The sequence below is a fragment of the Thermosynechococcus sp. B3 genome, assembly GCF_030323045.1.
Lineage (GTDB): Bacteria > Cyanobacteriota > Cyanobacteriia > Thermosynechococcales > Thermosynechococcaceae > Thermosynechococcus.
The window spans coordinates 580,576-604,770 of the sequence record NZ_CP097584.1; the positions used below are offsets into that span (position 1 = coordinate 580,576).

24 protein-coding genes are annotated in these 24,195 nt (G+C 53.3%); 9 read left to right on the forward strand and 15 right to left on the reverse strand.

Features of this window, described 5'->3' with window-relative positions; genetic code table 11:
- Positions 1-26: 26 nt before the first annotated feature.
- Positions 27-1,526: a DNA repair protein RecN gene (recN, locus tag M0646_RS02945; RefSeq protein ID WP_286649845.1), complete on the reverse strand. Its 1,500-nt coding sequence runs from the start codon at positions 1,524-1,526 to the stop codon at positions 27-29.
- Positions 1,495-1,746, reverse strand: coding sequence for an AAA family ATPase (locus tag M0646_RS02950; RefSeq protein ID WP_286649846.1), 252 nt, complete (start codon positions 1,744-1,746; stop codon positions 1,495-1,497). Before M0646_RS02950 ends, recN begins: the two co-directional genes overlap by 32 nt.
- 154 nt (positions 1,747-1,900) lie before the next feature.
- Between M0646_RS02950 and crtR the strand changes: the two genes are divergently transcribed.
- The 3 genes from crtR to M0646_RS02965 are packed head-to-tail and all read left to right on the forward strand — an operon-like array spanning position 1,901 to position 5,053.
- The gene (crtR, locus tag M0646_RS02955) at positions 1,901-2,785 is read left to right on the forward strand and encodes a beta-carotene hydroxylase (RefSeq protein ID WP_399374963.1); all 885 of its coding nucleotides are present in this window, start codon (positions 1,901-1,903) and stop codon (positions 2,783-2,785) included.
- 14 nt (positions 2,786-2,799) lie between these two features.
- Complete coding sequence (locus M0646_RS02960) at positions 2,800-3,759, forward strand: ABC transporter ATP-binding protein (RefSeq protein WP_286649848.1); 960 nt, start codon at positions 2,800-2,802, stop codon at positions 3,757-3,759.
- 55 nt (positions 3,760-3,814) lie between these two features.
- A complete protein-coding gene (locus M0646_RS02965) occupies positions 3,815-5,053 on the forward strand; it encodes an endo-1,4-beta-xylanase (RefSeq protein ID WP_286649849.1) in 1,239 nt (412 codons plus the stop codon).
- A 2-nt stretch (positions 5,054-5,055) separates the two neighbouring features.
- Here the strand turns inward: M0646_RS02965 and M0646_RS02970 are convergent, their stop codons facing one another.
- A complete protein-coding gene (locus M0646_RS02970) occupies positions 5,056-6,774 on the reverse strand; it encodes an aldehyde dehydrogenase family protein (protein ID WP_286649850.1) in 1,719 nt (572 codons plus the stop codon).
- An 85-nt stretch (positions 6,775-6,859) separates the two neighbouring features.
- Between M0646_RS02970 and sufC the strand changes: the two genes are divergently transcribed.
- Complete coding sequence (sufC, locus tag M0646_RS02975) at positions 6,860-7,642, forward strand: Fe-S cluster assembly ATPase SufC (RefSeq protein ID WP_286649851.1); 783 nt, start codon at positions 6,860-6,862, stop codon at positions 7,640-7,642.
- Positions 7,639-8,925: a Fe-S cluster assembly protein SufD gene (gene sufD, locus M0646_RS02980; protein ID WP_286649852.1), complete on the forward strand. Its 1,287-nt coding sequence runs from the start codon at positions 7,639-7,641 to the stop codon at positions 8,923-8,925. The genes sufC and sufD overlap by 4 nt, the downstream gene beginning before the upstream one ends.
- On the opposite strand, the gene M0646_RS02985 is transcribed toward sufD, so the two are convergent.
- From M0646_RS02985 to M0646_RS03040, 12 genes are all read right to left on the reverse strand, one after another.
- A complete protein-coding gene (locus tag M0646_RS02985; protein ID WP_286649853.1) occupies positions 8,922-9,545 on the reverse strand; it encodes a Crp/Fnr family transcriptional regulator in 624 nt (207 codons plus the stop codon). The two genes, sufD and M0646_RS02985, sit on opposite strands and share 4 nt — an antisense overlap.
- Before the next feature lie 85 nt (positions 9,546-9,630).
- Positions 9,631-10,143, reverse strand: coding sequence for a flavodoxin FldA (gene fldA / locus M0646_RS02990; RefSeq protein ID WP_149818024.1), 513 nt, complete (start codon positions 10,141-10,143; stop codon positions 9,631-9,633).
- Positions 10,144-10,476: 333 nt separating this feature from the next.
- On the reverse strand, positions 10,477-11,025 hold the full coding sequence (locus M0646_RS02995) for a PepSY domain-containing protein (RefSeq protein WP_286649854.1): 549 nt from the start codon (positions 11,023-11,025) through the stop codon (positions 10,477-10,479).
- Between the two features lie 51 nt (positions 11,026-11,076).
- Positions 11,077-11,751 (reverse strand): Fe2+-dependent dioxygenase, encoded by a 675-nt coding sequence (locus M0646_RS03000; RefSeq protein ID WP_286649855.1) that lies wholly within the window; start codon positions 11,749-11,751, stop codon positions 11,077-11,079.
- Between the two features lie 113 nt (positions 11,752-11,864).
- Positions 11,865-12,146, reverse strand: coding sequence for a hypothetical protein (locus M0646_RS03005; RefSeq protein ID WP_286649856.1), 282 nt, complete (start codon positions 12,144-12,146; stop codon positions 11,865-11,867).
- A gap of 78 nt (positions 12,147-12,224) precedes the next feature.
- Positions 12,225-13,628 carry a cell wall metabolism sensor histidine kinase WalK gene (locus tag M0646_RS03010; protein WP_286626532.1) on the reverse strand — a complete coding sequence of 468 codons (1,404 nt, stop codon included), beginning with the start codon at positions 13,626-13,628 and terminating at the stop codon, positions 12,225-12,227.
- On the reverse strand, positions 13,582-14,271 hold the full coding sequence (locus M0646_RS03015; protein WP_149818035.1) for a response regulator transcription factor: 690 nt from the start codon (positions 14,269-14,271) through the stop codon (positions 13,582-13,584). Before M0646_RS03015 ends, M0646_RS03010 begins: the two co-directional genes overlap by 47 nt.
- Positions 14,272-14,321: 50 nt before the next feature.
- Entirely contained in the window at positions 14,322-15,581 is a 1,260-nt protein-coding gene (gene argJ, locus M0646_RS03020; RefSeq protein WP_286626534.1) for a bifunctional glutamate N-acetyltransferase/amino-acid acetyltransferase ArgJ, read from the reverse strand.
- An 80-nt stretch (positions 15,582-15,661) separates the two neighbouring features.
- Entirely contained in the window at positions 15,662-16,249 is a 588-nt protein-coding gene (locus M0646_RS03025; RefSeq protein ID WP_149818039.1) for a Uma2 family endonuclease, read from the reverse strand.
- 6 nt (positions 16,250-16,255) lie between these two features.
- Positions 16,256-19,291, reverse strand: coding sequence for a phosphoenolpyruvate carboxylase (gene ppc, locus M0646_RS03030; RefSeq protein ID WP_286649857.1), 3,036 nt, complete (start codon positions 19,289-19,291; stop codon positions 16,256-16,258).
- Between the two features lie 102 nt (positions 19,292-19,393).
- Positions 19,394-20,893, reverse strand: coding sequence for a DUF3352 domain-containing protein (locus tag M0646_RS03035; RefSeq protein ID WP_286649858.1), 1,500 nt, complete (start codon positions 20,891-20,893; stop codon positions 19,394-19,396).
- A gap of 26 nt (positions 20,894-20,919) precedes the next feature.
- The gene (locus M0646_RS03040) at positions 20,920-21,924 is read right to left on the reverse strand and encodes a phosphoribulokinase (RefSeq protein ID WP_149818046.1); all 1,005 of its coding nucleotides are present in this window, start codon (positions 21,922-21,924) and stop codon (positions 20,920-20,922) included.
- Positions 21,925-22,135: 211 nt separating this feature from the next.
- Here M0646_RS03040 and M0646_RS03045 point away from each other — a divergent pair, with 211 nt between their 5' ends.
- From M0646_RS03045 to M0646_RS03060, 4 genes are all read left to right on the forward strand, one after another.
- Complete coding sequence (locus M0646_RS03045; RefSeq protein ID WP_024124949.1) at positions 22,136-22,318, forward strand: 50S ribosomal protein L32; 183 nt, start codon at positions 22,136-22,138, stop codon at positions 22,316-22,318.
- A 3-nt stretch (positions 22,319-22,321) separates the two neighbouring features.
- Positions 22,322-22,495 carry a hypothetical protein gene (locus M0646_RS03050; protein ID WP_149818048.1) on the forward strand — a complete coding sequence of 58 codons (174 nt, stop codon included), beginning with the start codon at positions 22,322-22,324 and terminating at the stop codon, positions 22,493-22,495.
- Between the two features lie 24 nt (positions 22,496-22,519).
- On the forward strand, positions 22,520-23,302 hold the full coding sequence (gene crtG / locus M0646_RS03055) for a 2,2'-beta-hydroxylase CrtG (RefSeq protein WP_149818050.1): 783 nt from the start codon (positions 22,520-22,522) through the stop codon (positions 23,300-23,302).
- A gap of 71 nt (positions 23,303-23,373) precedes the next feature.
- A complete protein-coding gene (locus tag M0646_RS03060) occupies positions 23,374-24,159 on the forward strand; it encodes a hypothetical protein (protein WP_286649859.1) in 786 nt (261 codons plus the stop codon).
- Positions 24,160-24,195: the final 36 nt, after the last annotated feature.

A 24,195-nucleotide genomic window follows, 5' to 3' on the forward strand; every position in this document is an offset into this window, starting at 1 on the left:
ACTGTAAGGATATGGACATCAAATCGTCAGGTTTTCATGCTAATTCCTTCGGCGTTAGGCGGAAAGGGGCGTTGTTGCTGTGCCAATAGGCCACTGGCAAATGACAGTGCCATTGCCGAGCGATCGCCCCCCGCTAAATCCGCAAGGGCTTGGACACGTGCCTCACTGGTTAAGTATTGCACACGAATTACCGTTGTGGCGGTACTGGGATCAATGTCCTTTTGCACCAAATAGTGATGATCAGCCGCTGCCGCAATCAAGGATTGATGGGTAACGCACAACACCTGATGGGTTTGCCCCAATCGGCTTAAACTCTCGGCGATCGCCCCCGCGACGCGGCCAGAGACCCCGACATCAATTTCATCAAAAATCAACGTTTTCGGTGTTTGCTGTGTCGTCAAGCAGGTCTCCAACGCCAGTAAAAATCGGCTCATTTCACCGCCAGAGGCCACCTCCCCAAGGGGTTGCAGGGGTTGACCGGGGTTGGCGCTCCAGAGAAAGGTAATCTCATCACTGCCGCTACTACTGGCTTCTGTGGTCGTCAACTGCACGGTAAAACGGGCTTGGGGAAGTCCAAGGGGGCAAAGGTGGGTAAGGAGGTCTTGTTCGAGGCGTTCTGCTGCCCTTAGTCGTAATTCGTGAAGTTCAGCACTGGCTTGTTCAAGGGCCTGCCGCAGTTGGGCAACTTCTGCCGCTAGGCGCTCTTGGCTGGTGGATTCTTGACTCAGCATGGCTAATTCTGCTTGGATGCGATCGCGATAGGCAATAACACTGGCCAAATCAGGGCCATACTTGCGACACAGGCGTTGTAATTGGTGAATGCGCTGACCTAGGGCATCGAGCGTAGCTGGATCCGCATCGAGGCGATCAGCATAACTGCGCAGTTGGCGGGCGGCTTCTTCGGTGTGGGCGATCGCCCCCTCTAACAATTCGCTCATCGGCTGAAGCGCTGGATCCCAGTCGGCAATGGATTGCAGTGCCCCTTGGGCTTGCGCCAGCAACGTCACCACACTGGGTTCCCCTTCGTAGAGGAGGTGATAGGCCTGTTGGCTTTGGCTTTGCAGTTCCTGCACATGGCTGAGGCGTTGGTAATCCTGTTGCAATTGGGTCAGTTCTTCAGGGTCGTCTAGGGCAGCCGGCAGCAGTTCTTGCAGTTGAAAGTGCAGTAAGTCGAGTCGCTGGAGCCGTTGCTGTTCCTGAGCGGCAAAATTCTGCAATTCCCGTTGCCGTTGTTGCCATACTCGGTAGGCGTCTGCCACCCGCTGCCGCTGGCTCATTAAGGCCTCGCCCCCATAGCGATCGAGCCAATCCCGCTGTTGAGAAGCGCTGGCCAGTTGCACTGCCTGTCCTTGAGCTGTCAGGCGCACAAGGTGCCGCCGCAATTCCTGAAGTTGCTGGCGATTCACTAGCACACCATTGACCCGGCTGCGACTGCGAAAGGTTTCCCCCTTGAGACTAAACTCGCGGCTACAGATCACCTCATCCCCTTCAGCATCAATTTCTAGGGTGGCCAGCCAGTCTCTCACTGGGGGGGGTCAGGGTGAAAATAGCTTCGATACAGCCCTGCTCTGTCCCCGATCGCAATTGCCGCGCCGAGAGCTTCCCCCCAAGGAGAGCATCAATGGCATCGAGGAGAATCGACTTGCCTGCCCCCGTTTCCCCCGTGAGGACATTCAACCCCCGCTGAAAGGTCACCTCTAGCTCCGCAACGAGGGCAAAGTTCTGAATCCGCAGCGTTTGTAGCATTGTGGCTCCACTAGAGCAACGGTTCTAGGGCCATCCTTGAGCAAAGGGCGGTGACCCACTTTTGGGATCGTGCGACTTGATTTTGTACCGCTGATTAGCCTACATAGTATGAAGGTAACATTTTGCAACAATGTGAGGAGCGACCGCGCGGATGATCACGGAGGCAGCGATCCCGGCCACGGTTCCCAAGGAATTTTTAGGTCCACCGGTGGGCTTTAATCCCACCTTAGTGATGTTTTTTGCCGCATTTGCGATCGCCATTCTATCCACTTGGGGCTACTTTCAGGGTCACTGGCCGGGCTGGGTCTCATTTGTGGCCAATATGCTGGCCTTGCACCTCATGGGCACAGTAATCCACGATGCCTCCCACAATGTTGCCCACAGTAACCGCATCATGAATGCAATTATGGGTCATGGCAGTGCCCTGATGTTGGGCTTTGTTTTCCCTGTCTTTACGCGGGTGCACATGCAGCACCATGCCCATGTCAATGATCCAGACAACGATCCCGACCATTATGTTTCCAAAGGGGGACCCCTGTGGCTAATCGCGCCCCGCTTTTTCTACCACGAGGTTTTCTTTTTTAAGCGGCAGCTTTGGCGGAAGTACGAACTCCTAGAGTGGTTTCTCAGTCGCTTGACGCTGGTGGGCATTGTCACCTTTGCGGCACTTAATGGCTATTTAGACTACGTGCTCAACTATTGGTTTTTGCCCGCTGGGGTGGTGGGTCTGATGTTGGGGCTATTTTTTGACTATTTTCCCCATCGTCCCCATACCGAGCGCGATCGCTGGCACAATGCCCGCGTTTATCCCAGCCGCCTCCTAAACATCCTCATTTTTGGTCAAAACTATCACCTCATCCACCATCTCTGGCCGAATATCCCTTGGTACAAAGTGCAGCCGGCCTACTACGCCGTTAAACCGCTCCTCGATGCCCACGGCTGCAAACAAACCCTTGGTATATTGGAACCAGGGAATTTCTTGCCCTTTCTCTATGATGCTTTGGTGGGTTTGCATTTCCATCGCCCTCGTTCTTCCTGAGGTGAATCTCCGGTATGCTGGCTGACGCTGCGGGCGATCGCCCCCCTGTGGTGGCGGTTGAGAACTTACAAAAGTCCTACCGTAGCGGATTTTGGCTGCGGGCGGTGCTCACGCCCCTCAAGTCTGTCTCGCTGCAAGTGCACCAAGGGGAAACCTTTGGCCTGCTGGGACCCAATGGTGCCGGTAAAACCACCCTGCTGAAGATTCTCTTGGGGCTAGTGCAACCCAGTGCAGGGCAGGGTACGCTGCTGGGACATCCCTTGGGCGATCGCGCTGTGCGACAGCGGATTGGTTACCTGCCGGAAAATCCCTACTTTTACGACTATTTAACCGCTTGGGAGTTTCTAGAGTTTACGGCGGGACTCTTTGGCCTCAGTGCTGCCACCCGCAAGGAACGCATTCCTCTGCTGTTGGAAATGGTGGGCCTCAACCTCAAGGACGCCCGCAAAAAGCAAATGCGCCGCTACTCGAAGGGGATGGTGCAGCGGGTAGGATTGGCGCAAGCCCTGATTAACGATCCCGAAGTGGTCTTTTTGGACGAACCCATGTCGGGTCTCGACCCCCTTGGCCGCTACCAAATTCGCGAGATCATTCTTTCCTTAAAACAGCAGGGCAAGACGATCTTCTTTAATAGCCATGTGCTGGCGGATGTCGAGGCCATTTGCGATCGCATTGGTATTTTGGCGCAAGGGCAATTGATTTGCGCAGGCGGTGTGGATGAACTCCTTGGCAGTAGCGAAGCTTATCACGTGGTGGGCAAAGGCGGTCATGTGGACGGCCTTCAGGAATGGCTCTATTCCTTAGAAATTCAGGGCGATCGCTGGCAAGGCGTGATCAAAATTCCCCTCCAACGCTTCCTCACCCTCGTTGAAGAGATGGGCGGCAACATCCTCCAACTGCGCCTTGCGCGCCCCACCCTCGAAGAGTTTTTTGTCGAACAACTGCGTCAACAGGGGATTCAAGTGACCCATTAGGGAGCTTAGGATAGCGACAATCCGTCTGAAGCTCTAGTGATCTAAGGATTGATTCATGCTGAACTGGCGCCGTTTTCTCTGGTTGAGTTGCTTGGCCGCTCTTTTAGTGGTGGCCTGTGGTACCTCTGCCTCTTCTGTGGCCACTGATGCCCTCAGCCAGCAAATTGAGCAATTGCGACAGGCGCCCCTTACGGTCGTCGTTGAGAATGGCCAAGGCCGTCCGATTCCCCATGCCCGCATCCAACTGCTGCAGCAAAGCCATGCCTTTCCCTTTGGCATTGCCCTTGACACCGAGATGTTTCGCCCCTCCCCACCCGCGGCTGCGCCTTGGTACAAACAAACGGCTCAGGCAAACTTCAATGCGGCGGTTCATGAAAATGCCCTCAAGTGGTATCAATTGGAGCCAGAGCAGGGCAAGCTGGACTTTACCATGGCTGACACCATTTTCAGCTGGGTGCAGGCCCAAGGCTGGCCAATGCGGGGGCATACCCTTTTTTGGGAAGTAGAGCAGTTTAATCCCCCATGGCTGAAAACACTGCCACCAGAGCAATTGCGCGCAGCGGTGAAAAACCATGCCATTGCCGTGTGTCGCCACTATCGCGGTCGGATCAACGAATTTGATGTCAACAATGAGATGCTCCATGGCAATTTTTTCCGCAGTCGCTTGGGTGAGGGCATTGTCAAAGAGATGTTTGCATGGTGCCGTGAGGGCAATCCCGATGCGATTCTCTATGTCAACGACTACGGCATCATTGAGGGCGATCGCCTGAACGACTATGTTGAGCAAATTCGCAGTCTCTTGGCCCAAGGGGTGCCCCTTGGCGGGATTGGGATTCAAGCCCATCTGGAATATCCCTTAGATGAGGCCAAAATGCAGCGGGCCCTCGATACCCTCGCCCAGTTCAATCTCCCCTTGAAAATTACCGAAGTGAGTGTGAGTTTGGCCGATGAGCAACAGCAGGCCCAGACCCTGCGCCAAATTTATCGCATTGGTTTTGCCCACTCCGCAGTCAAGGAAATTTTGCTTTGGGGCTTTTGGGCGGGGAACCATTGGCGTCCCCAAGCCGGACTCTATCGCCAAGACTTTTCCGCCAAGCCAGCGGCGATCGCCTACCGCAAACTGCTGTTTGAGGAGTGGTGGACAAAGGTGACGGGTCAAACCAATGCCCAAGGCCAATGGCAAGGACGCGGCTATCTTGGTCGCTATCGCTTAACAGTGACAGCCCAAGGCCAAACCCGCACACAGGAGTTGACACTGCCTCAAGGGGGGACAACCGTCACCGTTCGGCTATGAGCCTAGCCCCGCATCGCCCCCATCAAGAGGGACAGCCAACCCAAGGGATTGCCGCCAGCGTAAATGTCCATGACCGCCTGCGCCAGTTGGGGTAGGCTGCGATGGCCATAGAACCAAGGGGGCGTCACCGGTAACTGGAAGGGAACACGCACCACGGCTTTTTCGGGATAGTCAAACAGGAAGCTATTGTGAACCACGCCCACCCCAGAACCAATGGCCGCTGGTGTATGTCCGGGAAAGGCTCCCCAAGGCGTACAGCCCAATCCATAGGCCAAGGAGACCCACGCATTAATGGCAATAGAACCGTAGCGCAGTTGGGCGATCGCCTGTTCCAGCACTTCTGCACAGCTGGCCTCAGTACGCGGATCAACGATTAGACTACAGCCGAGGGTACCCCAGAGCCGCTCATTGACAAAGGGCACGGCAGTGGTGAGGTAGGCGGCGGCATCGCTAACGGGCAGTTGCACCTCTGCCAACAGACCACAAAAGACCTCTTCTTGGAAAATGCGGGGATTGGCCGTGGGGGTGAGGCCTTCAATCAGGGTCCAAGGAATTGTGCCTTCGACAGCGGGACTCAGCACCGTGGCTTGGGGATAATCCACCAGAAACGACTCATAGCGGGCGATCGCCCCCGGATAATAGGCAGGGCGAGGGGGAATCGCTTGCAGTTGTGCCTTCAGGGCGTTGAGGAATGCCTCTCGCTGCGGCCATCCCGCAGCCGTGACGAGGATTTGCGCCCCAATGCAGTTAAAGCTGGCGTTATGGACAAGGGCACTGGCCACTTGGCGGGCTTGGTAGGTCAGTTCTGCTGCTGTCCATTCGCCGGGAACGATCAACAGGGGAGTGACATTTCCCAGTTCTGCTGTCACGGGTTTGGTTAGCTTCCGTTGTTGGCGAGCTTTGCGAATGGCCTGCTCGGCCGCCGTTTCTCCCCAAACAAGGCGATTGTAGGTGTGGTGGGAACCGGTAATGTGAATGTGCTGCGTCAATGGATGATGGCAGAGGGCTTCCCCTAGGGCGGCATCTCCTTCAACAATCTCAAGGAAACCCGCCTCAATTAAGGGCGCACAAATCTTGCGAAAACACTCCGTCAAGGGCGCCAAGAGGGGATTCATCTTCAGTAGTGCCACTCGATTGGCCGCCACCAGTTGATAGAGGGCATCCGCCAAGCACAATGATGTGATATTGCCCGCCCCCAGCACCACAACGACCCCCGGCGGCGGTGGGTTACGGTGGGCACTGCCCTGACTTGGGGGTTGATCGGGTTGGAGCCAAACTTCGGCTTTCACCCCAAACCAAAGTAAACGCTCTTGCCAATTGCGCGGCAGAATGTCAGCGATCGCCTGACCGGTGGGGGCGGTTCGCCAGCGGGGCACTGGGGGGGCGGCTTCGTGACGCAGGGCATAGAGATAGTGATCCAGCTTGAGGATGAGTCCCAAAGGACCTGTTGTCCACTCTTCCCCTGCCCAAACCCCTTGGGGATCAATGCCTTTGATTTGACAGGCCAAGGTCACCCATTCTGAAGCATGGCGACGGGCAAGGGTTTTCATTGCTTGGAGATAGCCCATGCGCTCTCGCGGTGCGAGGGATTGCCAGCGGCTGGCCTGCTGATGGAGGCGTTCCAGTTCGGGAATGGTGGTTGTTGAGAGTGTCATAAAAGGTGGTTGATTTTCTCCTGTGGGCATGGTTTGACAGCGGTGCCGGTGTGCTGTTGTCGTCAATACTCCTCTGCCAAGAAACTCAATCGCGATCGCCAGCCCGCTGCGCTACATTAAAAAATTATGAACGATGCAAGGGAGGTAAGGCGTGATTCGTCCCGACAGCGAAGTCATTTTAGAGGTGCGTGATCTCACGGCCAGTGTGGAGGACACCCCCATTCTCAAAGGCCTGAATCTGACGATTCGCGCTGGGGAAATTCACGCCATCATGGGTCCCAATGGCTCCGGCAAAAGCACCTTCTCCAAAATTCTCGCGGGTCATCCCGACTACACCGTAACTGGTGGCAAAGTGCTCTACAAAGGCAAAAATCTCTTGGACTTGCCCCCAGAGGAACGTGCTCGCGAAGGCGTCTTTTTGGCGTTTCAATACCCCCTTGAAATTCCGGGGGTGAGCAATCTCGACTTTTTGCGGGTGGCCTACAACGCCAAGCGCAAGCATCAAGGTCTCGAGGAACTGGATGCCTTTGACTTTGATGATCTCGTGCGACAGAAAATTGAACTGGTGAAGTTGGATGAAGGCTTCCTCAATCGCGGGGTGAATGAGGGTTTCTCCGGCGGCGAGAAAAAGCGCAATGAAATTTTGCAAATGGCTCTGCTGGAGCCGACTCTAGCCATTCTCGATGAAACCGACTCTGGGCTTGATATTGATGCCCTGCGCATTGTTGCCAATGGGGTCAACCAACTGACTCGTCCTGATAACTGCATTCTGCTGATTACTCACTATCAACGGCTGCTGGACTACATCGTGCCTGACTATGTCCATGTGATGGAGGGGGGACGGATTATCCTCACTGGCTCGAAGGAACTGGCGCTAGAACTGGAAGCACGGGGCTATGACTGGGTTCGCGAAGAGGAGGGGGCTGTATCATGACCATTACAGTCAACGCCAATTCCGATCAAGCGGATCTGCCCAAGGCCAGTCGCACGAATGAACTCAATGATCTATTGAACTGCGCACCGCCCCCGCGCCATGCTGAGTTAGAATCCCTGCGGCAAGCGGCCCGCGATCGCCTCCATGAGCAAACCTTGCCCACCCCCCGCGATGAGGATTGGCGCTTTACGGATTTATCGGCTTTACGGACGCGATCCTTCCAAGCCCCCATTGCCCCCCTCAATCCAGAAATTGTTGCCGAAGTGCGGCATCTGCTGTGTGAGCGCAGCTTTCCAACCGTTGCCCAAATTGTTCTGATTGATGGCTATTTTTGCGGAGAACTCTCCCGTGTGAATGCCGCTGGGGTTGAGCTATTGCCCCCTTCCCTACCAGCGATTGCGCCCCCAGAGGTCTTTAGTGATCTCAATGCCGCCATGCTTGCGGATCGGGTTTGTCTGCGTCTATCGGAGACTCTCCCTGAACCGGTGGAGGTGTTCTGTGTCAGTAGTCGGCAGCAGCAGAGCGTGGTGTCACCGCGTCTGACAGTTCAAGTTGCTGCCCACGGTCAAGCTACCCTGATTGAACGCTTTTTGTCCCTCACGGGCGATCAACAGTTCACCAACAGTGTCACGGAACTCTCCCTAGGAGCCAGTGCCCGCCTGCGCCATGTGCGGATTCAACACCAATCACCAACGGCGATTCACATTGGCTGTACAGCGGTGTGCCAAGCCCAAGACAGTGACTACGAGGGGCACGCCGTTGATTTGGGGGGATGCTTGAGCCGCCACAATTGGCAGGTGCAGATCCAAGGCAGTGGCAGCCAGACAATCCTGAAGGGACTGGCGATCGCCATGGATAGCCAAATTATGGACACCCACTCGGCAGTGTTCTTTAATGCTCCCCATAGCGGCAGTGAACAGATTCACAAGTGCATTCTTGGCGATCGCGCCCACGGTATTTTTAATGGTCGTATTGTTGTGCCACAGGTTGCCCAACTAACCGATGCCAGTCAACTGAACCGCACCCTGCTGCTTTCGGACAAAGCCCGCGTGGATACCAAGCCCCAACTAGAAATTGTGGCTGATAACGTCAAGTGCTCCCACGGTGCCACTGTCAGTCAACTGGCGGCAGAGGATATCTTCTATCTGCGCAGTCGTGGCCTTGATGAGCGCCAAGCGCGGGATTTACTGGTGAAGGCCTTTGCCCTTGAGCAACTGGTGGAGATTGAGCCAGACCCCCTGCGGCAGGAAATTGAAGAAGCGCTCTTGGCTAAGCTACACTAACCCCTGTTCTTTGGGCAGCATGAATCTTGGCCAAGAAGAATTAGGTGGCGATCGCGCCCCCACCAGAGCCGCTGTTGCTGACGGAGTTGGTGGAGCAAGCGGGTTACGGTCACCCGAGTAATGCCTGTGTAGCGGGACAGTTGGGCATGGGTGAACCGCACAGGGAGGCGAACACCCGCAGGGGTGCTGACGCCAATCATTTGCCCCAAAACCACTAAAACTTCATACAATCGCTGCACAGCAGTGGGATAATGACCGGCCTTCAGTAACAGATCACTGTAGTACTGCCGATACTGTTGCCCCTCGCAAATGAGGCGTGGTAAGTGGGCAGATGCGTGTACCTCAGCGGCCGTAAATGAGAGGAGGCGACTTGGGCTCAGCGCCTGTATTTCATAGCAAAGATCAGGGGAGCCACAAACGGCCATTCCCGCCGTCCCTAACCCAATAAAACAGAGGTTGCCGTCGCTGTCGACGAGGTTGATCTCAATAATCCCTGTTTGAATCAGCCAAACACGCTCCCGCAGCACGAGGGATGCGTTGCGGCCTAGCTCAAAAGCTGGGTAGGCTTTCGCCGCAGTTGTGGCTGGATCAATAGGCGTGTAGAGGGGGACGGACATCATTCCCATACCCAAAAACGGAATGATTACTATTATCAAAATTCAAAAGAGAGGCAACCCTGCATTCACTGAGTTGCCCCAAAACCATCTAGAGACCAAACTCTTGCTTGAGTTGTGCGACCCACTGCTGAACGCGTTGATCCGTAAGATCGGACTGGTTGTCTTCATCAATGAGTAGACCCACAAACCGATCTCCCCGCAGCGCTTGGGAGGCATTGAATTCATACCCCGCCATCGACCAGTATCCTACCGTCTCACCACCCCGTTCACTGATTTTTGCCTCAAGAATACCAATGGCATCGCCAAAGTTGTCAGCATAGCCCACTTGATCTCCTGCGCCAAAGTAGGCCACTTTTTTGCCAGTGAAATCAATGCTGTCTAGCTCCTCGTAAAAGCCCTCCCAGTCGGCTTGAAGTTCGCCCACATTCCACGTTGGACAGCCGATAATCAGACGATCGTAGGCCTCAAAGTCAGAGGGACTCGCTGATGCAATATCATGCAGTTCTACCACCGCAGCATTGGCAAAGGCGGACTGGATTTTCTCTGCAATCATCTGGGTGTTGCCAGTTTGGGTTCCATAAAATAAGCCAATTGTTGCCATCGATAACATCCTCGTAAATTTTTGCTGGCGTTCTCCTAGGATGTTCTGGGGCGATCGGCAGGATTGGGGAGCCTGTGAACACTGTCGTGCTCCCCTATTTATTATTGCAAATTTATTTCAATTGGAAACCTGTTTTAGAAGACTCGCTGTTGATCGTCCAAAAATTTCGAGCCTCTGTTCAGCACCGATTGTGCCCTCAATGGAGTCGTCGTAGTTGGCAATCAAAGCTCCCTTGTACTGAAGCAGCTATGGTCAAGAGGCCAACCAAGGGCAGAAGGTTCTTAGGAATCTGAGTAAGCGATCCCCACCATCTAGGCGGTGCTGCTGGCGAGATCACCCGAAGCGCTTACCGCGCATTTTCCAGCCCGTTAAAAACATCAGGAGCAAGACGCCACTGAGCGCCAAGATGTAGAGAGGCTTGAAGGCAACACCCAAATAGGCTCCTTCATGGATCTGGAGTAAGACAGCCAGCTGCTGTTTTGGCAAATGCAGCCACTGTTGACTCAAGTGGTAAGCAACTCCTGTGATGGCACTCACCAAAAGCGGCAGCAAGACAACAATAGCTCCATACTGATGGATGAGTCTCAGGGTGCTACTTGGCTGAGCCAGCCGGTGGTACTGCTTGAGTCGTCTGGGATTGATTAACCTAAAACCACTGACGGTCAGTACGACCACCCCTAAGCCCAAGCAGAGCACATAGAGCAAACTGAAGGACTCCCCCAAAAAGGCGCCCGTATGGATTGTCATCATCAATTTGCCAAAGTCTTTGGATAGTCCTAACCAACTGCGACCCAACCGATAGGCCAAGCCTGTCCACATCGTTAACCCCAAGGGCAGCCACAGCGCGATCGCGACTTGACGATGCAGTTGACGTATTTTCATTCTCGCCCGTCTCCATTCAACTCAGTAGATGACTGAAAGGAATACCTTGGCTTAAACATCCGCCCATTTGCGCAGTAAATTGGCGTGCACCTTGCAGAGCAGGTCAAACTCAATGGTTTTCCCCTGTTTTTCAAAAATGCTGCGGCGAACAGTATCCAGTTCAAACAGCAGTTCTCGCTCCAAGGGATCGCGAATTAAACTTTGCACCCATGTGACTGCTACAAGGCGAACACCCTGACTCACTGGTTCCACTCGATGCAAAAAGATGGCTGGATACGCAATCATTGAGCCCGCAGGCAACCTAAAGGACTGTTCGCCCAAACTGGTATCGAGAACCAAGGCTCCCCCTTCATAGGTACAAGGATCACTCAGAAAGAGGGTGAGGGACACATCAGAGCGACTCAACTGCTCACCGCTACCCATTAGGGCATTATCCATATGGGTGCCATAGACCATGCCGGGTTCGTAGCGGCTAAAAAGGATGGGACGGATGACCTTAGGTTGTACATAGGCTTGGAAGAGATGATTTCTTGTTAAGGCTGCAAGCACGATTCCTGAAGCCAGCGCATACGCCTCACTGTCTTGCGCCAATTGTTGATTGTCTTTAACCGTTCTTGCATAGAGCCCGGCAGTCAATTTGCCATCTACAAAGACCCCTGCCTCAAGGATGGCATTTAGGCGATGCAGTTCTTCAGAGGTTAAGACTTGATGGACTTGCAGTAGCATTGGCTCGCTTTCCTAGGGGCTGACCCATAAAGACAGCAACTTGGGGGGAGGAAAAACAAGGTTGACCTCCTCCCCGGCCTGAAGGCTGTAGATTCCTTCTTCCTGCTTTAACTTTACGAATGGGAATAGGACCACCAGCGTCGGCGTCGATAACGACCCCCTTCACCTTCCTCGCCTTCGCCCCATTCACCTCCTTCGGCCATCAGGTAAATGCTGGAGCCAATGGTTCGGTTTTTCGTAGCAGCGACAGCAGAAGCACTGGCAGCCGGCGCTGGGAACTCATAGGACACCCCTCCCTCTTCAGTACCGGCACTGGGATTGCTGCAACTCGCCATTGTGCTTGCCAAGCCTAGGGAGACAAATAGGCAGAGGGCTTTTGAACCGTAACTATTCATAGGTTGCTCCTTGTTCAATGGGCTTTTACCCCATGATTGTGCTCAAGAAAAGTAACAATCTAGGGAAGGTTGCTGTACTTAGGAGCGGGCGGGGAGCTTGACTGTAAAGGTGGTTCCCTGATGCCGCTGACTCTGGACATCTACCGTGCCCCCATAGTGCTCAACAAGCGCCTTCACCACTGCTAAACCTAGCCCTGAGCCTTGGGCATGGTACAACTGTGCCTCCTGAGAACGCCAAAAGCGATTAAACACTCGGCAGATGTCTTCGGGAGGAATACCGATGCCAGTATCCTGAACCTCAACAATCGCAAACGCCCCCCTTTTTTTGAGGTTAATGGTTACAGCCCCATGGCTAGGGGTATAGTGAAGCGCATTATCCAAAAGATTGCTAAAAATCTCGTAAATTTGTTCAGGATTGCCATAGACATAGACATTGGTATCACAGTGATAAGTCAGATGAATCTGTTTTTTCTTAGCGCGATCGTACTGTAGCTCAACGAGTGACTCCAATAGCTCATCCAAGTCAACATTGACCCATTGACTCTGATCAAGTTTATGATGATCCATACGCGCTAGGAGCAATAGCTGATTGATCAAGGTATTCATCTGGTAACAGGCGGATAAAATTACTTTGAATTTATTTGATTGGGATGGTTCAAGATTCTTGGAGTATTGCTCTAGCAAGGAAATCGAAGATTGAATTGCCGTTAGGGGATGTCGCAATTGATGGGAGGCATCTGCAGTGAATTGTTTTAATTGATTGAGTGAAATGAGAATCGGTTGAAGACTTTGATTAGTTAACCAAAATGCTGCCAAAAGCGTAATCATACTAATGCCGAGGATATTCAATAGAAAGATAGATTTTAAGTATTCTAGCTCCCGATCTAACTCAGTGGTTGATTCTATGACACAGACATAGCCAATGGCTTGGCGATGAGGCTCCATTTTGTTTGCTCTGGCATATACCGGCAGAAAGAAATAGCGATATTGATCTTCTTTGACAATTGTTCCAGCGTCAGAAAGATGATTGGGTATACTCACTTGATCCATCCTTCTGCCTTCATAAACAATTAATTTCCTATCCTTGTCATACCATTGAACACTCTGAGAAAAATGACTGGGGAAGTTTGTCATGACTTCATAGACAGACTCAAAATAATACTTGCCCATTAATTGAGAAACTGTAATTGGTTGCAAGTCTCCTGAAACATTTTTAGGAACATACCCTTTGTATTTTGGTTCTTTCTTTAACTCTTCATACTCGTGCTGCAGGATTTCTAAGATACTTGCAGACTGGGTGCCTACTTCTTTTAGATGATCGTCGAGTTGATTGTAGCGGTGATAAACAATCAGAGAGTAAATTGAGAATGAAGAGATAGATAAAATTCCAGTAATCACCAAAAAGTATATAAAAAATAGGCGATGCCGCAGATTGCTAACTCGGCGATTCAAAGTTGGGATTAAGCCGATAGCCAAAACCATAGACAGTTTCAATAAAATTAGGAGGAGCCCCGCCTGCGTTCAGTTTGTGCCGCAGTCTCTTTAAGTGTACTTTAACGGCTTCTTCCCCTGGCACTTCCTCCAATGACCACGCATGATCGATAATTGCTGAGCGGCTAAGGATGCGACTGCCGTTACGCAACAACACCTCCAAAATGGCATACTCTTTGGGGGTCAGCTGGAGCTCTTGGTTGTTATAGGTGACTTTGGCTTTGTCTAGATATAGGGTGAGGGCGCCCCACCTAAGGACAGAGGAAAATGGTAGCGACTGACGCCTCAGTAGGGCACGCACCCTAGCCAACAGTTCGGCCAGATCAAAGGGCTTGACTAGGTAGTCATCGGCGCCGGCATCAAGACCCATGACTTTGTCAGTACTGGTGTCTCGAGCCGTTAGGATCAAAATAGGCAGCTGGTAGGCTCTCTGGCGAAGGATTTGGCACAGTCTTAGGCCGTCCATGCGCGGTAAGCCTAGATCTAAAATCAGTAGGTCAAAGGCAGTGGCCTCTAAATACTCAAGAGCTGATTCGGCATCATGTACCACTTCAGGGGTGTAGCGCTGATGGGCCAGGGATTCGGCAATCAAGTTGGCGATGGTTTGATCGTCTTCAACAATTAAAATTTTCATTAAGGCCGGCGGCGTGGGGACACCCCTGTGTTCGTTGCCCAGCTGTAGGACTAGGTGGTGTACTCGGCATTAATTTTAACGTAATCATAGCTGAGATCACAGCCCCAAGCGACACCTCGACCACTGCCATGACCAATACTGACTTCAATCACCACCGGATGGTCGAGGGACTGCTGGCCACTGGGATCGCTACTAGCGGCGGCTTGATTGACTAAGTAGGCATTGGCAGCGGCGCGATCGAAGGGTAAGGGTTGACCGTGGCGCATCATGGCAATCCCCCCAAGGGAAATGGCCAGATTACTGGCATCAAAGGGCACCCCAGCGCGGCCAGCAGCGGCGGCAATGCGTCCCCAGTTGGGATCCCGTCCATAGATGGCTGATTTGACGAGCATTGAACCCGCAATGGTTCTGGCCACTTGACGGGCAGCGGCATCATCACTAGCACCACTCACCTGAACTTCAATGAGACAGGTCGCCCCCTCGCCATCACGGGCGATCGCCTTCGCTAAATGGACACAGACCGCCGTTAACATTTCCTCAAGGCGGCTGGCCGCTGCGCCCGGCTCCGTAATCGCAGGGGTACGCGATTGTCCATTGGCCAAAGCAATCACACTGTCATTGGTGCTGGTATCACCATCAACGGTAATTTGATTGAAGGAGCGATCGCAGGCGCGTTGGAGCATCTCCTGCCACAGATGGGGCGACACAGCAGCATCGCAGGTAATAAAGGCCAGCATCGTTGCCATATTCGGGTGAATCATCCCTGACCCCTTGGCCATGCCACCAATGCGAATGGGCTGCCCCTCCCACTCGGCTTCGAGGGCAATTTGCTTGGGCACCAAGTCTGTGGTTAGAATGGCTCGGGCAGCCGCCTCTCCACCGCCATCACTCAAGTTTGCCGTTAGCGTTGGCAGCGCTTGGCGCATCTTTTCAAGGGGAATGGGTTGACCAATGACCCCCGTCGAAGCCACGAGCACCATCTCTGGACTCACCCCCAAGGCCGTTGCCACCATATCCGCTTGGGCTAAAACCGCCTGCCAGCCCTGTTCTCCCGTAGCCGCATTGGCCTGACCCGAATTACACAAAATCGCCTGCGCCGCTCCCTTCGTTTGTAACCGCTGACGACAGTAGGTGACAGGTGCCGCACACATGTGGTTCGTCGTAAATACCCCAGCGGCGATCGCCGGCACATCGGAAACAATCAAGGCCAAATCCAGTGCCCCTGAAGCTTTGAGTCCTGCCGCAATGCCCGCAGCTCGATAGCCTTTGGCGGCAGTCACACCACCCGTAATCCGTTGCCAGTGGCTCATAGCGTCGTCAATAAGAGAATCGTTGCGATTATATCAAGGGTCTTTCCCAAAACAGCGACTGTTAAGGTTTTTGCAGAAGTCTAGGGGAAAATACGACTCAAGGGGAGCTGTTGTTCAGTGATCGGCAGAGCGATCGCTCCCGTCGCGGGCACAATTCGCCGATTCAAATACCCAAAGGTTGTCGGTGTAATTTGCGCTGGTTCACTATAGGCTTCGAGAGTGCGATCCACCAAGTTAAAAAGCCAGTAGTGGGGAATCCCTGCCTCGGCATAGAGCATCAATTTCACAGTGCGATCGTACTCTAGGGAAGAGTCCGCCACCTCAATTAGCAATTGCACTGCCGCTGCTGTCGGATGCGCCGTGGCGTAATCATCCTCCCGATTGTCGACAAGGGTAATGTCTGGCTCAGGTTCACTGTGATCTGCAATTACAATCGGCGATTGACAGCGTAAGGTTGCCCGCTCACCCACCATTGGCATTAAGACCCGCAGGAGTCGGGTAATACAGGTTTCGTGGGCTGTCCCCTTAGCCGCCATCTTAATCAGTTCCCCCCGCACTAATTCGATGGGATCATCCTCGCCCAAAAAGCCGAGTTCAGCTAAACGGTGATAGTCCTCAATGCGGAAGTGCAGCGGGGATGGTGTTAATGTGCGGGTCGTCGGGTTCATGATTGTTTAGCCCGTATTGCGCATACCTGCCGCCACACCATTGATCGTCAAGAGAGCGCCCCGCAGCAACTCACCCCGGCCATAGCGGGAGCGGAGAATCGCCCCAGAGGTGGTTTGGCTGTTGTGCTGGCGTAGCCGTTTCAGGAGAGATACTTGCAGGAACCCCAAGGGAACAATGGTGCGATTGCGCAGTTGCACCGATCGCTGGAGCGCCGGATCCCCATCGAGTAGCCGCTCATGGCCAGTAATCGTGAGCACCAGTTCCGTGGTCAGGCGATGTTCCTGAGCAATCTGATCGTAGAGGCGGAAAAAGGCTTCACGGTTTTGGGGTTGGCTGAGTTCTTGGACATAGTAGCGGGCAATCTCTAGATCCACTTTGGCAAGGGTCATCTCAACTTTGGAGATCACCATGCGGAAGAAGGGCCATTTGTAGTAAAAGTAGCGCAACAGGGAGAGATGCTCAGCGGGTTTTTCCTCAAGGAATTCCTTCAGGGCAGTGCCCACACCATACCAAGCCGGCAGCAGGAAACGGGTTTGCGTCCAACTAAAGACCCAAGGAATTGCCCGCAAACTCTCAAGGGTTTTCTTACCTCCCCGCCGCGTGGGTCGGGAGCTAATTTGCAGTTGGCTAATTTCTTGAATCGGAGTAACTTCGTTAAAGAATTCAATGAATTCTGGCTGCTCATAGATGAGATGGCGATAGCATTGGCGCGATCGCGTGGCCAGCTCCTCCATAATCTCGTGCCAAGGCTCAATTTCATCAATACTACTGCGCAGCAAACTCGCCTGAATCACGGCTGTGGCCACTGTTTCGAGGTTAAAGAGCGCCAATTCCGGCAATGAGTATTTAGAGGCCAACACCTCGCCCTGCTCAGTAATCTTGATTCGTCCTTTGATCGTTTGCTCTGGCTGTGCCAAAATGGCTGCGTAGGCAGGCCCACCCCCCCGTCCCACAGAGCCACCCCGGCCGTGGAAAATCCGCAGTTGGAAGCCAAAGTTTTCAGCAATTTTTTGGAGCCGTTGTTGTGCCTTATAAATTTCCCAGTTGCTACTGAGGAAGCCCGAATCTTTGTTGCTGTCGGAATAGCCCAGCATCACCTCTTGCAGAAAGGGGGTACTGTGGCTGCCCAAATAGCTATGGCAAAAGGGCAAAGAAAAGAGTTCCGTCAGCACTGCGGGGGCGTGTTTGAGGTCTTCAACCGTCTCAAAGAGGGGAATCGCCTGTAGGGTACTGGTGCCTGTGGCGGGATCAAACAGTCCAGCCTCCTTGGCAAAGAGCAGCACCTCCAAGAGATCACTGACCTCGTGGCTCATGCTGATGATGTAGGTATTGCACAAATCCGTGCCAAACTCTTGTTGGAGTTGTCGCACCATACGGAACGTTTCAATGATTTCATTGGTGCGATCGCTAAAGGGGAGTTCCCCCGGAATCAAGGGGCGACGGGTGGAAAGTTCACTGAGGAGCCAGCGAGTGCGCTCCGTTTCCGACAATTCCGTATAGGGACAGGGGAGAATGCCCAAATAGGCGGTAATTTCATTAAGCGCCTCAGCGTGACAGGTGCTTTCTTGGCGAATATCCAAGGCTGCCAAATTAAAGCCAAAAACCTCCACTTGGCAAATCAAATCATCCAGTTCGCGGCAGGCCAGTCCCGTTTCCTTCAGGTTACGCTGAATCAGCAGCAGCTCTGCCAAGAATTCTTGACCGTGGCGGTAAAACTGTCCATTATTTAGCTCTTCCGCATCATGGCGGCGAATGCAGTAGGTTTGCAGCGCTCGGTTGCGATCGCGGGTATTTTGCAACCGTTTGAGCACATAGGTGAGTTTCAGACGGTAGGGTTCCTGCCGATAGCGCACCGCATACTGGTCATAGACGCTAGGGAGTTGCCGTTGATCCTGCTCAAGGGAATCCAGTAAATCCGGCAGCACATCACACCAGTGCAGGGACAAGCTCAGCAGATTAATCAACCGCTCAACGGATTTAATGTACTCCTCAAGAACTAAGTTGCGCTGATAGCAGGCGGTTTGCCACGTCACTTCCGGTGTCACGTAGGGATTACCATCGCGATCGCCCCCCACCCAAGAGCCAAAGCGACAGAAATTGTGCCGCGGGGGCTGCAAATAGGGAAATGTTTCATGGAGCGATTGCTCAAGGCGGCGATAGAGCTTGGGAATGACGGCAAAAATGACCTCTTTGAAGTAGTGGAGCGTGTATTCCACCTCATCGAGCACTTCGGGCTTAAATTGGTGCAATTCATCGGTGCGCCACCAGAGGCGAATTTCTTCCATCAGTTGTGCCCGCAGGGTTTGGACATTCCAGTCTGTCAGGTGCGGAGAAGCCCCCTCTAGCACATCCAGTTGCTCGAGTAAGCGGGCAACCCGCCGCTGCTTATCGCGAATCGTTTGCCGCACAATTTCCGTCGGGTGAGCGGTAAAAACCAGCTTAATGTCGAGTTGATCCAGCAGCTTTTGAATATGGCGCGGCGGTACATTCAGTGTATGCAGCCACGGAAAAAGCCAAGCAAAAGAACCATACTGCTGAGTGGCGGGAATGGCTTCGTAGAGACTATGCTCTAGGCGTTCACTCGGCCCACTGCGCACGTCCGTTGCATTGGCAGCATTATGGGGTAAGGGAAAGCCTTCACCACTGACACCGGAAATCGGTTCACTCATGACACTGCGGCGTTGCAATCCCTCTTGGGCAGCTCGTTCGCGATTATATTGTTGCTCGTAGTGCTGCTCAACAATGTTGATAATTTGAAAGTACAGGTTAAAGGCACGGGCAGCGCGAATCGCTTGATTCAGTTCTAGGGACTCAATGACCTTCAGGAGTTCTCCCTCTGGGGCATGGAGGGCATGACCTTCCGGCGAAGAGAGGGCACCCAAGCGCCGCAGTAGATCAACTAATTCTTGACCCGATTCTGCCGCCAAGACATCTACCAAAACCTCTTCCACCAGTCGCAAACGTGCCTGTAGGGTGCGAGCTGCTAAACTTTCACTTTCAATCAAGCGATCGCGATTGGTCGCATCGAGGACTGATGTCATATTTACCCCAGTCTGCAAACATAATACTCCCTACTTTACCCAATCCTGAGCTAGGGCAGTACAACAATTGATAACAGGCGTATTAAGGATTTATTAACAGTTCTAATCTTTTTTGCTGCTGAGAATCAGTTCTAGGTGTTGCAAGCGATCGCGCACGCCATAATTCACCAAAGTCATGCTTTGTAGACGTTCCAACCAACCAGCACTAATGCCATTGAGATACTGAAGTAGCGGCCAACGCTGGCTCAAGGGAGCAAATAGCTGTGGCCAACGGGCATAGACCAGCCCACGAATCCCTTGCCGCTGTCGCAGGAGGTTCTCCGGCAGCCAAGACACGTTTTTATGCTGGCTAGGGGACAGTACCGATAGGGAGGATGCCAAGATCAGGCGATCGCCCCGTTGCTCATAGGCCGCGGCCACATCAGAGACCAAGCCTTCACTGGTCTGCGGGTCAAGAATTAATTTCACCCAAGCAGTGACGGGTTCTTTATTCAAGACCAAGCGATTCACCTCATAGCCATTGGCCCGGGCAAGATCATCCAATTGTTGCAGCACAGTTGCCGCCTCTGGGGTATTGCGCGTCTGCCACCACCATTGCCACTGTTCATCGCCTTGGCGCCAAAGGGCAAGGCTAAAGCGATCGCTGGCCAAGGGAAAAATTTGCCTCGTCACGTCCAGCGGTATCTCTGCCGTCAAATCCCGCAGCAGTTGGCTGGCAATCTCATCCCCTTGGGGCGTTCTGCCAAAGGGGTAGTCTGCCAAAGCCTTGGTGAGTTGGCTATAGCCCTCTGGCAAGTGGGAACCCGCAACCACCACCGTCGGCATCGGTTCTTGGGCACGGAGGAACTCAAGGTCAAGGGGATCAGCCGCCAATGTCGGATCACTGGTGCGGTGCAGCAGCGTTTCCAGATGCAGCTCGTTGTTTTGCGCCTTCACAGCCAACAGCAGGCGATCGTAGGTGGGTGCCAGTTCGCGATCCTCACGACTTAGGGATTGCAGGTTGGCATAGTAGAGGGCCGTAGGTTGAGCGTCTAATTGAGGTCGCGCCGCTTGATAAAAGCTCAAACCCGCCAGATTGCCATCCCCAATCACCGCTGACCCCAAGCTAGCGATCATGGTCTCCACATCGGCAGCGAGGAGCAGGCGATCGCCCAGCCGTGCCGTCACCAAGTCCTTACCCACTTGGAGGGGGATATTTTGATAGACTTGCGCCTCAAAAGGATGGCTCTGCCAGTAGGTCTCTAAGAAAGCGGTTGCTGCGTCTGGGCGCTTCAGGGGCAGAATCCACAACTGCCGCGGGGATGGACACACTTCAGAACAGGGGAACTGGGCAACCGTCACCCCCTCTCCTACCCAAGTACTGACCTCAGACCACGACCAGCCCCAATCAGCCAGTTGGGATGTCCAAAAACGCTCCCAAAAAAAGCGCAGCGGATCGCTACTGGGACGTTGATTGAGCTTGAGGACACTCTGGGCTTGGCGGGGGACAAAGATCAGGTCATCGCTATCGGCAGCGAAGGCTGGCTGGCCACAGGTTAGAACCCACCAGCAGAGGATAAAGACCAAAAACGATGACCATAGCGATCGATGGTGCGGTTGCATCAGTGCCCTCAATGTGGCAGGCCAAATTAGCGGTTGGTGACAGTGGCCACATCCCGCGAGGTCAAGCGCTCATAGGTCGCCCGCATTTTCAGCCCCGTCAGCACTTGGAACAGACCCGAACCATTATCGGAACCTGGATAGTCACGGTGCTTCAGCAGCAGTTCCGTCATTTCACCATAGTGCTTGGTGGAGGTATTGCTCAGGTGACTTTCGATGTAGATCAGTTCATCGAGTTTTTCAAAGCGACCGTCCACTTCTAACACCGAAACGGGGTGACCATAGTATTCATCAGGCCCGTAGCTGAGGCGGATGCCCGGATAAGAGCAGGTGAGCTTACGACCGCAGGGAATCCAAGTAATCGTGGAGCCTTCATCAAAAAGATAGACTGGCTCAAAGCCGGGGATGCCTTCCCGTTGCAGCATCCGTACCCGCAGGATATTGCCGACTTTTTCCTCTTTGACCAACTGGGTCGGCAGAATTTGCAAGACCACGTCAGCGTACTGCTTTTGGGGATCGATATAGGCCATGAAGTCGGGGCGACGGGCATTGATCGAGGCAATCACGTCTTCGTAGCTGTGACCCCGCTCGGCCATGTCGCGCTTGATCTTCCAAGCAATTTTTACATCGTCGCTGATGTCGAGATAGACACTAAAGTCAATCAGCGATCGCACCCGTTCATCGTAAAGGGGATGCAGCCCTTCAATCACAATCACGTGGTTGGGATCAACCCTCTCTGGCGGATCAATCGTCCCCGTTTCGTGGTTGTAGATGGGTTTCATGATTGATTCGCCATTTTTGAGAGCCTTGATCTGCTCATACATCAGATCAAAGTTGTTGGCGCGGGGATCAAGAGCCGTAATCCCCGTTTCTTTCCGCTGCTTGCGATCCAGACTGTGATAGTCATCCAAGCAAATCACAGTCATAAACTCTTCGCCAAACAGATCGGCCAGTCGGCGCAAAAACGTTGATTTACCACAGCCGGAGTCTCCAGCAACGCCGATGAGAACCACACGGTCTGGCTTACTGCTCATAGCTGACGATTCCCTTTGCTCGTAGAAGTGGACATCCCCTGATGGGGTGGTTCAGTATTCCCTTACTGATATTACAAGGGTGGTGTCCCTCTGTGATAGTTTTTTGGGCAAAAATGAGGAACATTGCCCTCCATAGGGGGGATTGGTGGTTGCCCTAGGGAAGCGTTTGGGATATACTAGTAGATTGCGAAAGTTAGTCCTAGGGATCATCATGGCCTGCCCCAAGAAAAAAACCTCGAAGTCCAAGCGCAGTATGCGCCGTGCGGTCTGGAAGCGCCAAGCTGCCCTTCAAGCGCAACGTGCCCTTTCCATTGGCAAGTCTATTTTGACCGAGCGCGCCCAAGGCTTCTACTTCCCTGAAGCTGAAGAAGAAAACGAAGACGAGCAGGAGTAATCCATGGCCACTCCCACGGAGCCAAGCCGCACCCCAAAACTGGAAACCCCCAAGTACGGCTTTAATACTTTTGCTGAGCGGATCAATGGTCGTGCTGCTATGGTTGGTCTTGTGGCGCTTTTGTTATGGGAATATTGGACAGGAGAGGGCTTGCTCCACTGGTTGGGCTGGGTCTAGGGGACGCATTTAGCACTTGTTTGCATGATTCCCTACAACCTCAGTGACCCCCGCCTCTTTGGCATTATGGTTGGGGTCATGTTTTTGATGGTGGTCAGCCGCCTCGTGCTGGTGGCCGGCTTTTTTTCGCTTGTATATGTGGTGGCTCGCTGGACGCCCCTGAGGAAACGGCGGGTCAATTTGCGCCCCTACCAGCGGGGGCAGTTTTGGCAGGAGTTTGGCTGGTCGTTGGTGACAGCGGCTATTTTTGCGTTGGCGGGGGCGATCGCCGCAGTGATGTGGCAGCGGGGCTGGACAGCCGTTTATCTAGAGTTAAATTCCCTTTGGGACTACATTTACTTTCCCTTGAGTATTGGCCTTGTGCTGCTGCTTCACGAAACCTATTACTATTGGCTCCATCGCTGGATGCACCAACCGAAAATTTATCGCCGTGTCCATCGGGTGCATCACCATAGCATTGTGGCCTCGCCTTGGACGGCCTTTTCATTTCACCCGTGGGAAGCGTTCCTACAGGCCATTTTCCTGCCGCTGATTATTGTGCTTGTGCCGCTGCACCCCTACGCGATCGTGATTCAGCTCAGCCTGATGACGGTCTCCAGTGTGATTAACCATTTGAATTTAGAGATTTATCCCCGTGGCTTTGCCGAGCATTGGTTGGGGCAGTGGTTGATTGGCGCCACCCACCACAGTTTGCACCACAGTCAATTTCGCTGTAACTATGGCCTCTATTTCACCTTTTGGGATCGGTGGCTGGGAACAGAGAGCCGCGATTACCTGCCCCTGTTTCGCGATCGCACCCAAGGCTAAGGCAACGATGAATTCTGCATAGGCCAATCGGCAAAGGCGTAGGACAGTTCGTCTAGTTCAGTGGCAGTGAGATGGTCAAGGCACTTTCCTTTCCGATGATGGCGGAGCGGCAACATCCTTTAATTCAGCCGCTACTCACTTGGTCTGATGAAGCACTGATCAAGGCCTTTCAGGAGGAGCGCGATCGCGGCTGCTACTTTGTTGCCCTTTATTGTCGCTATGCCGCTCTTGTCTATAGTGTGCTGCAACACCACGGGCGATCGCCAGTACAGGTGGACTATCTTTTTGCCAAGGTGTGGCACGGGTTATTTTTCAGCTTTGACCTTGTGGAGTTTACCCCTGAGGGCGTGAAAGTGGGTGACGAGGAAGCTCGCTCCCTGCGCAATTGGATTGTCAACCGCACCGCTACCCTGATTCAAGAGGAACTCCCCGGCATTGAGCACATTACCTATGTCCTGCAGGATGCGCCACCTCCGCTCTGGTGTTACTTGGAAGCCAGCCTTGCCTACCTCAATCCCCTTAGCCGCTTGGTGCTGGTGACCACCCAGACCTTTCACTGGAGCCTTGAGCGCCTGCGTGCCTACCTAGAAGTTCAAGGAGAAACCTACAGCCTTGAGGAACTCAACCAGCATTTAGAAGAGGGGCTAGTACGCATCGCGGAGTATCTGCCGCCGGATATTCGCCAAATTTACTTAATGCCCGATCTCGCTTCAGAGGAATCCCCCACCGTTCAACCCACTCTCGAAGAACTCTTTCCCAATAGCGTTGAGGAAGTGGGCACCCACCTTGAGAGTAACCCGACGGACGCTAGTATTGATAACCTACTGGCAGAGTGGGAGCGGATTCTCTCCAGCTAAGATTATTTTTCCACAGATGAATCTCACAACGATCTG

Bases quoted from the DNA above. Each gene is read 5' to 3' on its own strand.
- M0646_RS02950 (WP_286649846.1), bottom strand. From the start codon at position 1,746: ATGCTACAAACGCTGCGGATTCAGAACTTTGCCCTCGTTGCGGAGCTA.
- M0646_RS02960 (WP_286649848.1), top strand. From the start codon at position 2,800: ATGCTGGCTGACGCTGCGGGCGATCGCCCCCCTGTGGTGGCGGTTGAG.
- M0646_RS02965 (WP_286649849.1), top strand. From the start codon at position 3,815: ATGCTGAACTGGCGCCGTTTTCTCTGGTTGAGTTGCTTGGCCGCTCTT.
- sufD (WP_286649852.1), top strand. From the start codon at position 7,639: ATGACCATTACAGTCAACGCCAATTCCGATCAAGCGGATCTGCCCAAG.
- M0646_RS02985 (WP_286649853.1), bottom strand. From the start codon at position 9,545: ATGATGTCCGTCCCCCTCTACACGCCTATTGATCCAGCCACAACTGCG.
- fldA (WP_149818024.1), bottom strand. From the start codon at position 10,143: ATGGCAACAATTGGCTTATTTTATGGAACCCAAACTGGCAACACCCAG.
- M0646_RS02995 (WP_286649854.1), bottom strand. From the start codon at position 11,025: ATGAAAATACGTCAACTGCATCGTCAAGTCGCGATCGCGCTGTGGCTG.
- M0646_RS03000 (WP_286649855.1), bottom strand. From the start codon at position 11,751: ATGCTACTGCAAGTCCATCAAGTCTTAACCTCTGAAGAACTGCATCGC.
- M0646_RS03005 (WP_286649856.1), bottom strand. From the start codon at position 12,146: ATGAATAGTTACGGTTCAAAAGCCCTCTGCCTATTTGTCTCCCTAGGC.
- M0646_RS03010 (WP_286626532.1), bottom strand. From the start codon at position 13,628: ATGGTTTTGGCTATCGGCTTAATCCCAACTTTGAATCGCCGAGTTAGC.
- M0646_RS03015 (WP_149818035.1), bottom strand. From the start codon at position 14,271: ATGAAAATTTTAATTGTTGAAGACGATCAAACCATCGCCAACTTGATT.
- argJ (WP_286626534.1), bottom strand. From the start codon at position 15,581: ATGAGCCACTGGCAACGGATTACGGGTGGTGTGACTGCCGCCAAAGGC.
- M0646_RS03025 (WP_149818039.1), bottom strand. From the start codon at position 16,249: ATGAACCCGACGACCCGCACATTAACACCATCCCCGCTGCACTTCCGC.
- ppc (WP_286649857.1), bottom strand. From the start codon at position 19,291: ATGACATCAGTCCTCGATGCGACCAATCGCGATCGCTTGATTGAAAGT.
- M0646_RS03035 (WP_286649858.1), bottom strand. From the start codon at position 20,893: ATGCAACCGCACCATCGATCGCTATGGTCATCGTTTTTGGTCTTTATC.
- M0646_RS03040 (WP_149818046.1), bottom strand. From the start codon at position 21,924: ATGAGCAGTAAGCCAGACCGTGTGGTTCTCATCGGCGTTGCTGGAGAC.
- M0646_RS03045 (WP_024124949.1), top strand. From the start codon at position 22,136: ATGGCCTGCCCCAAGAAAAAAACCTCGAAGTCCAAGCGCAGTATGCGC.
- M0646_RS03050 (WP_149818048.1), top strand. From the start codon at position 22,322: ATGGCCACTCCCACGGAGCCAAGCCGCACCCCAAAACTGGAAACCCCC.
- crtG (WP_149818050.1), top strand. From the start codon at position 22,520: ATGATTCCCTACAACCTCAGTGACCCCCGCCTCTTTGGCATTATGGTT.
- M0646_RS03060 (WP_286649859.1), top strand. From the start codon at position 23,374: ATGGTCAAGGCACTTTCCTTTCCGATGATGGCGGAGCGGCAACATCCT.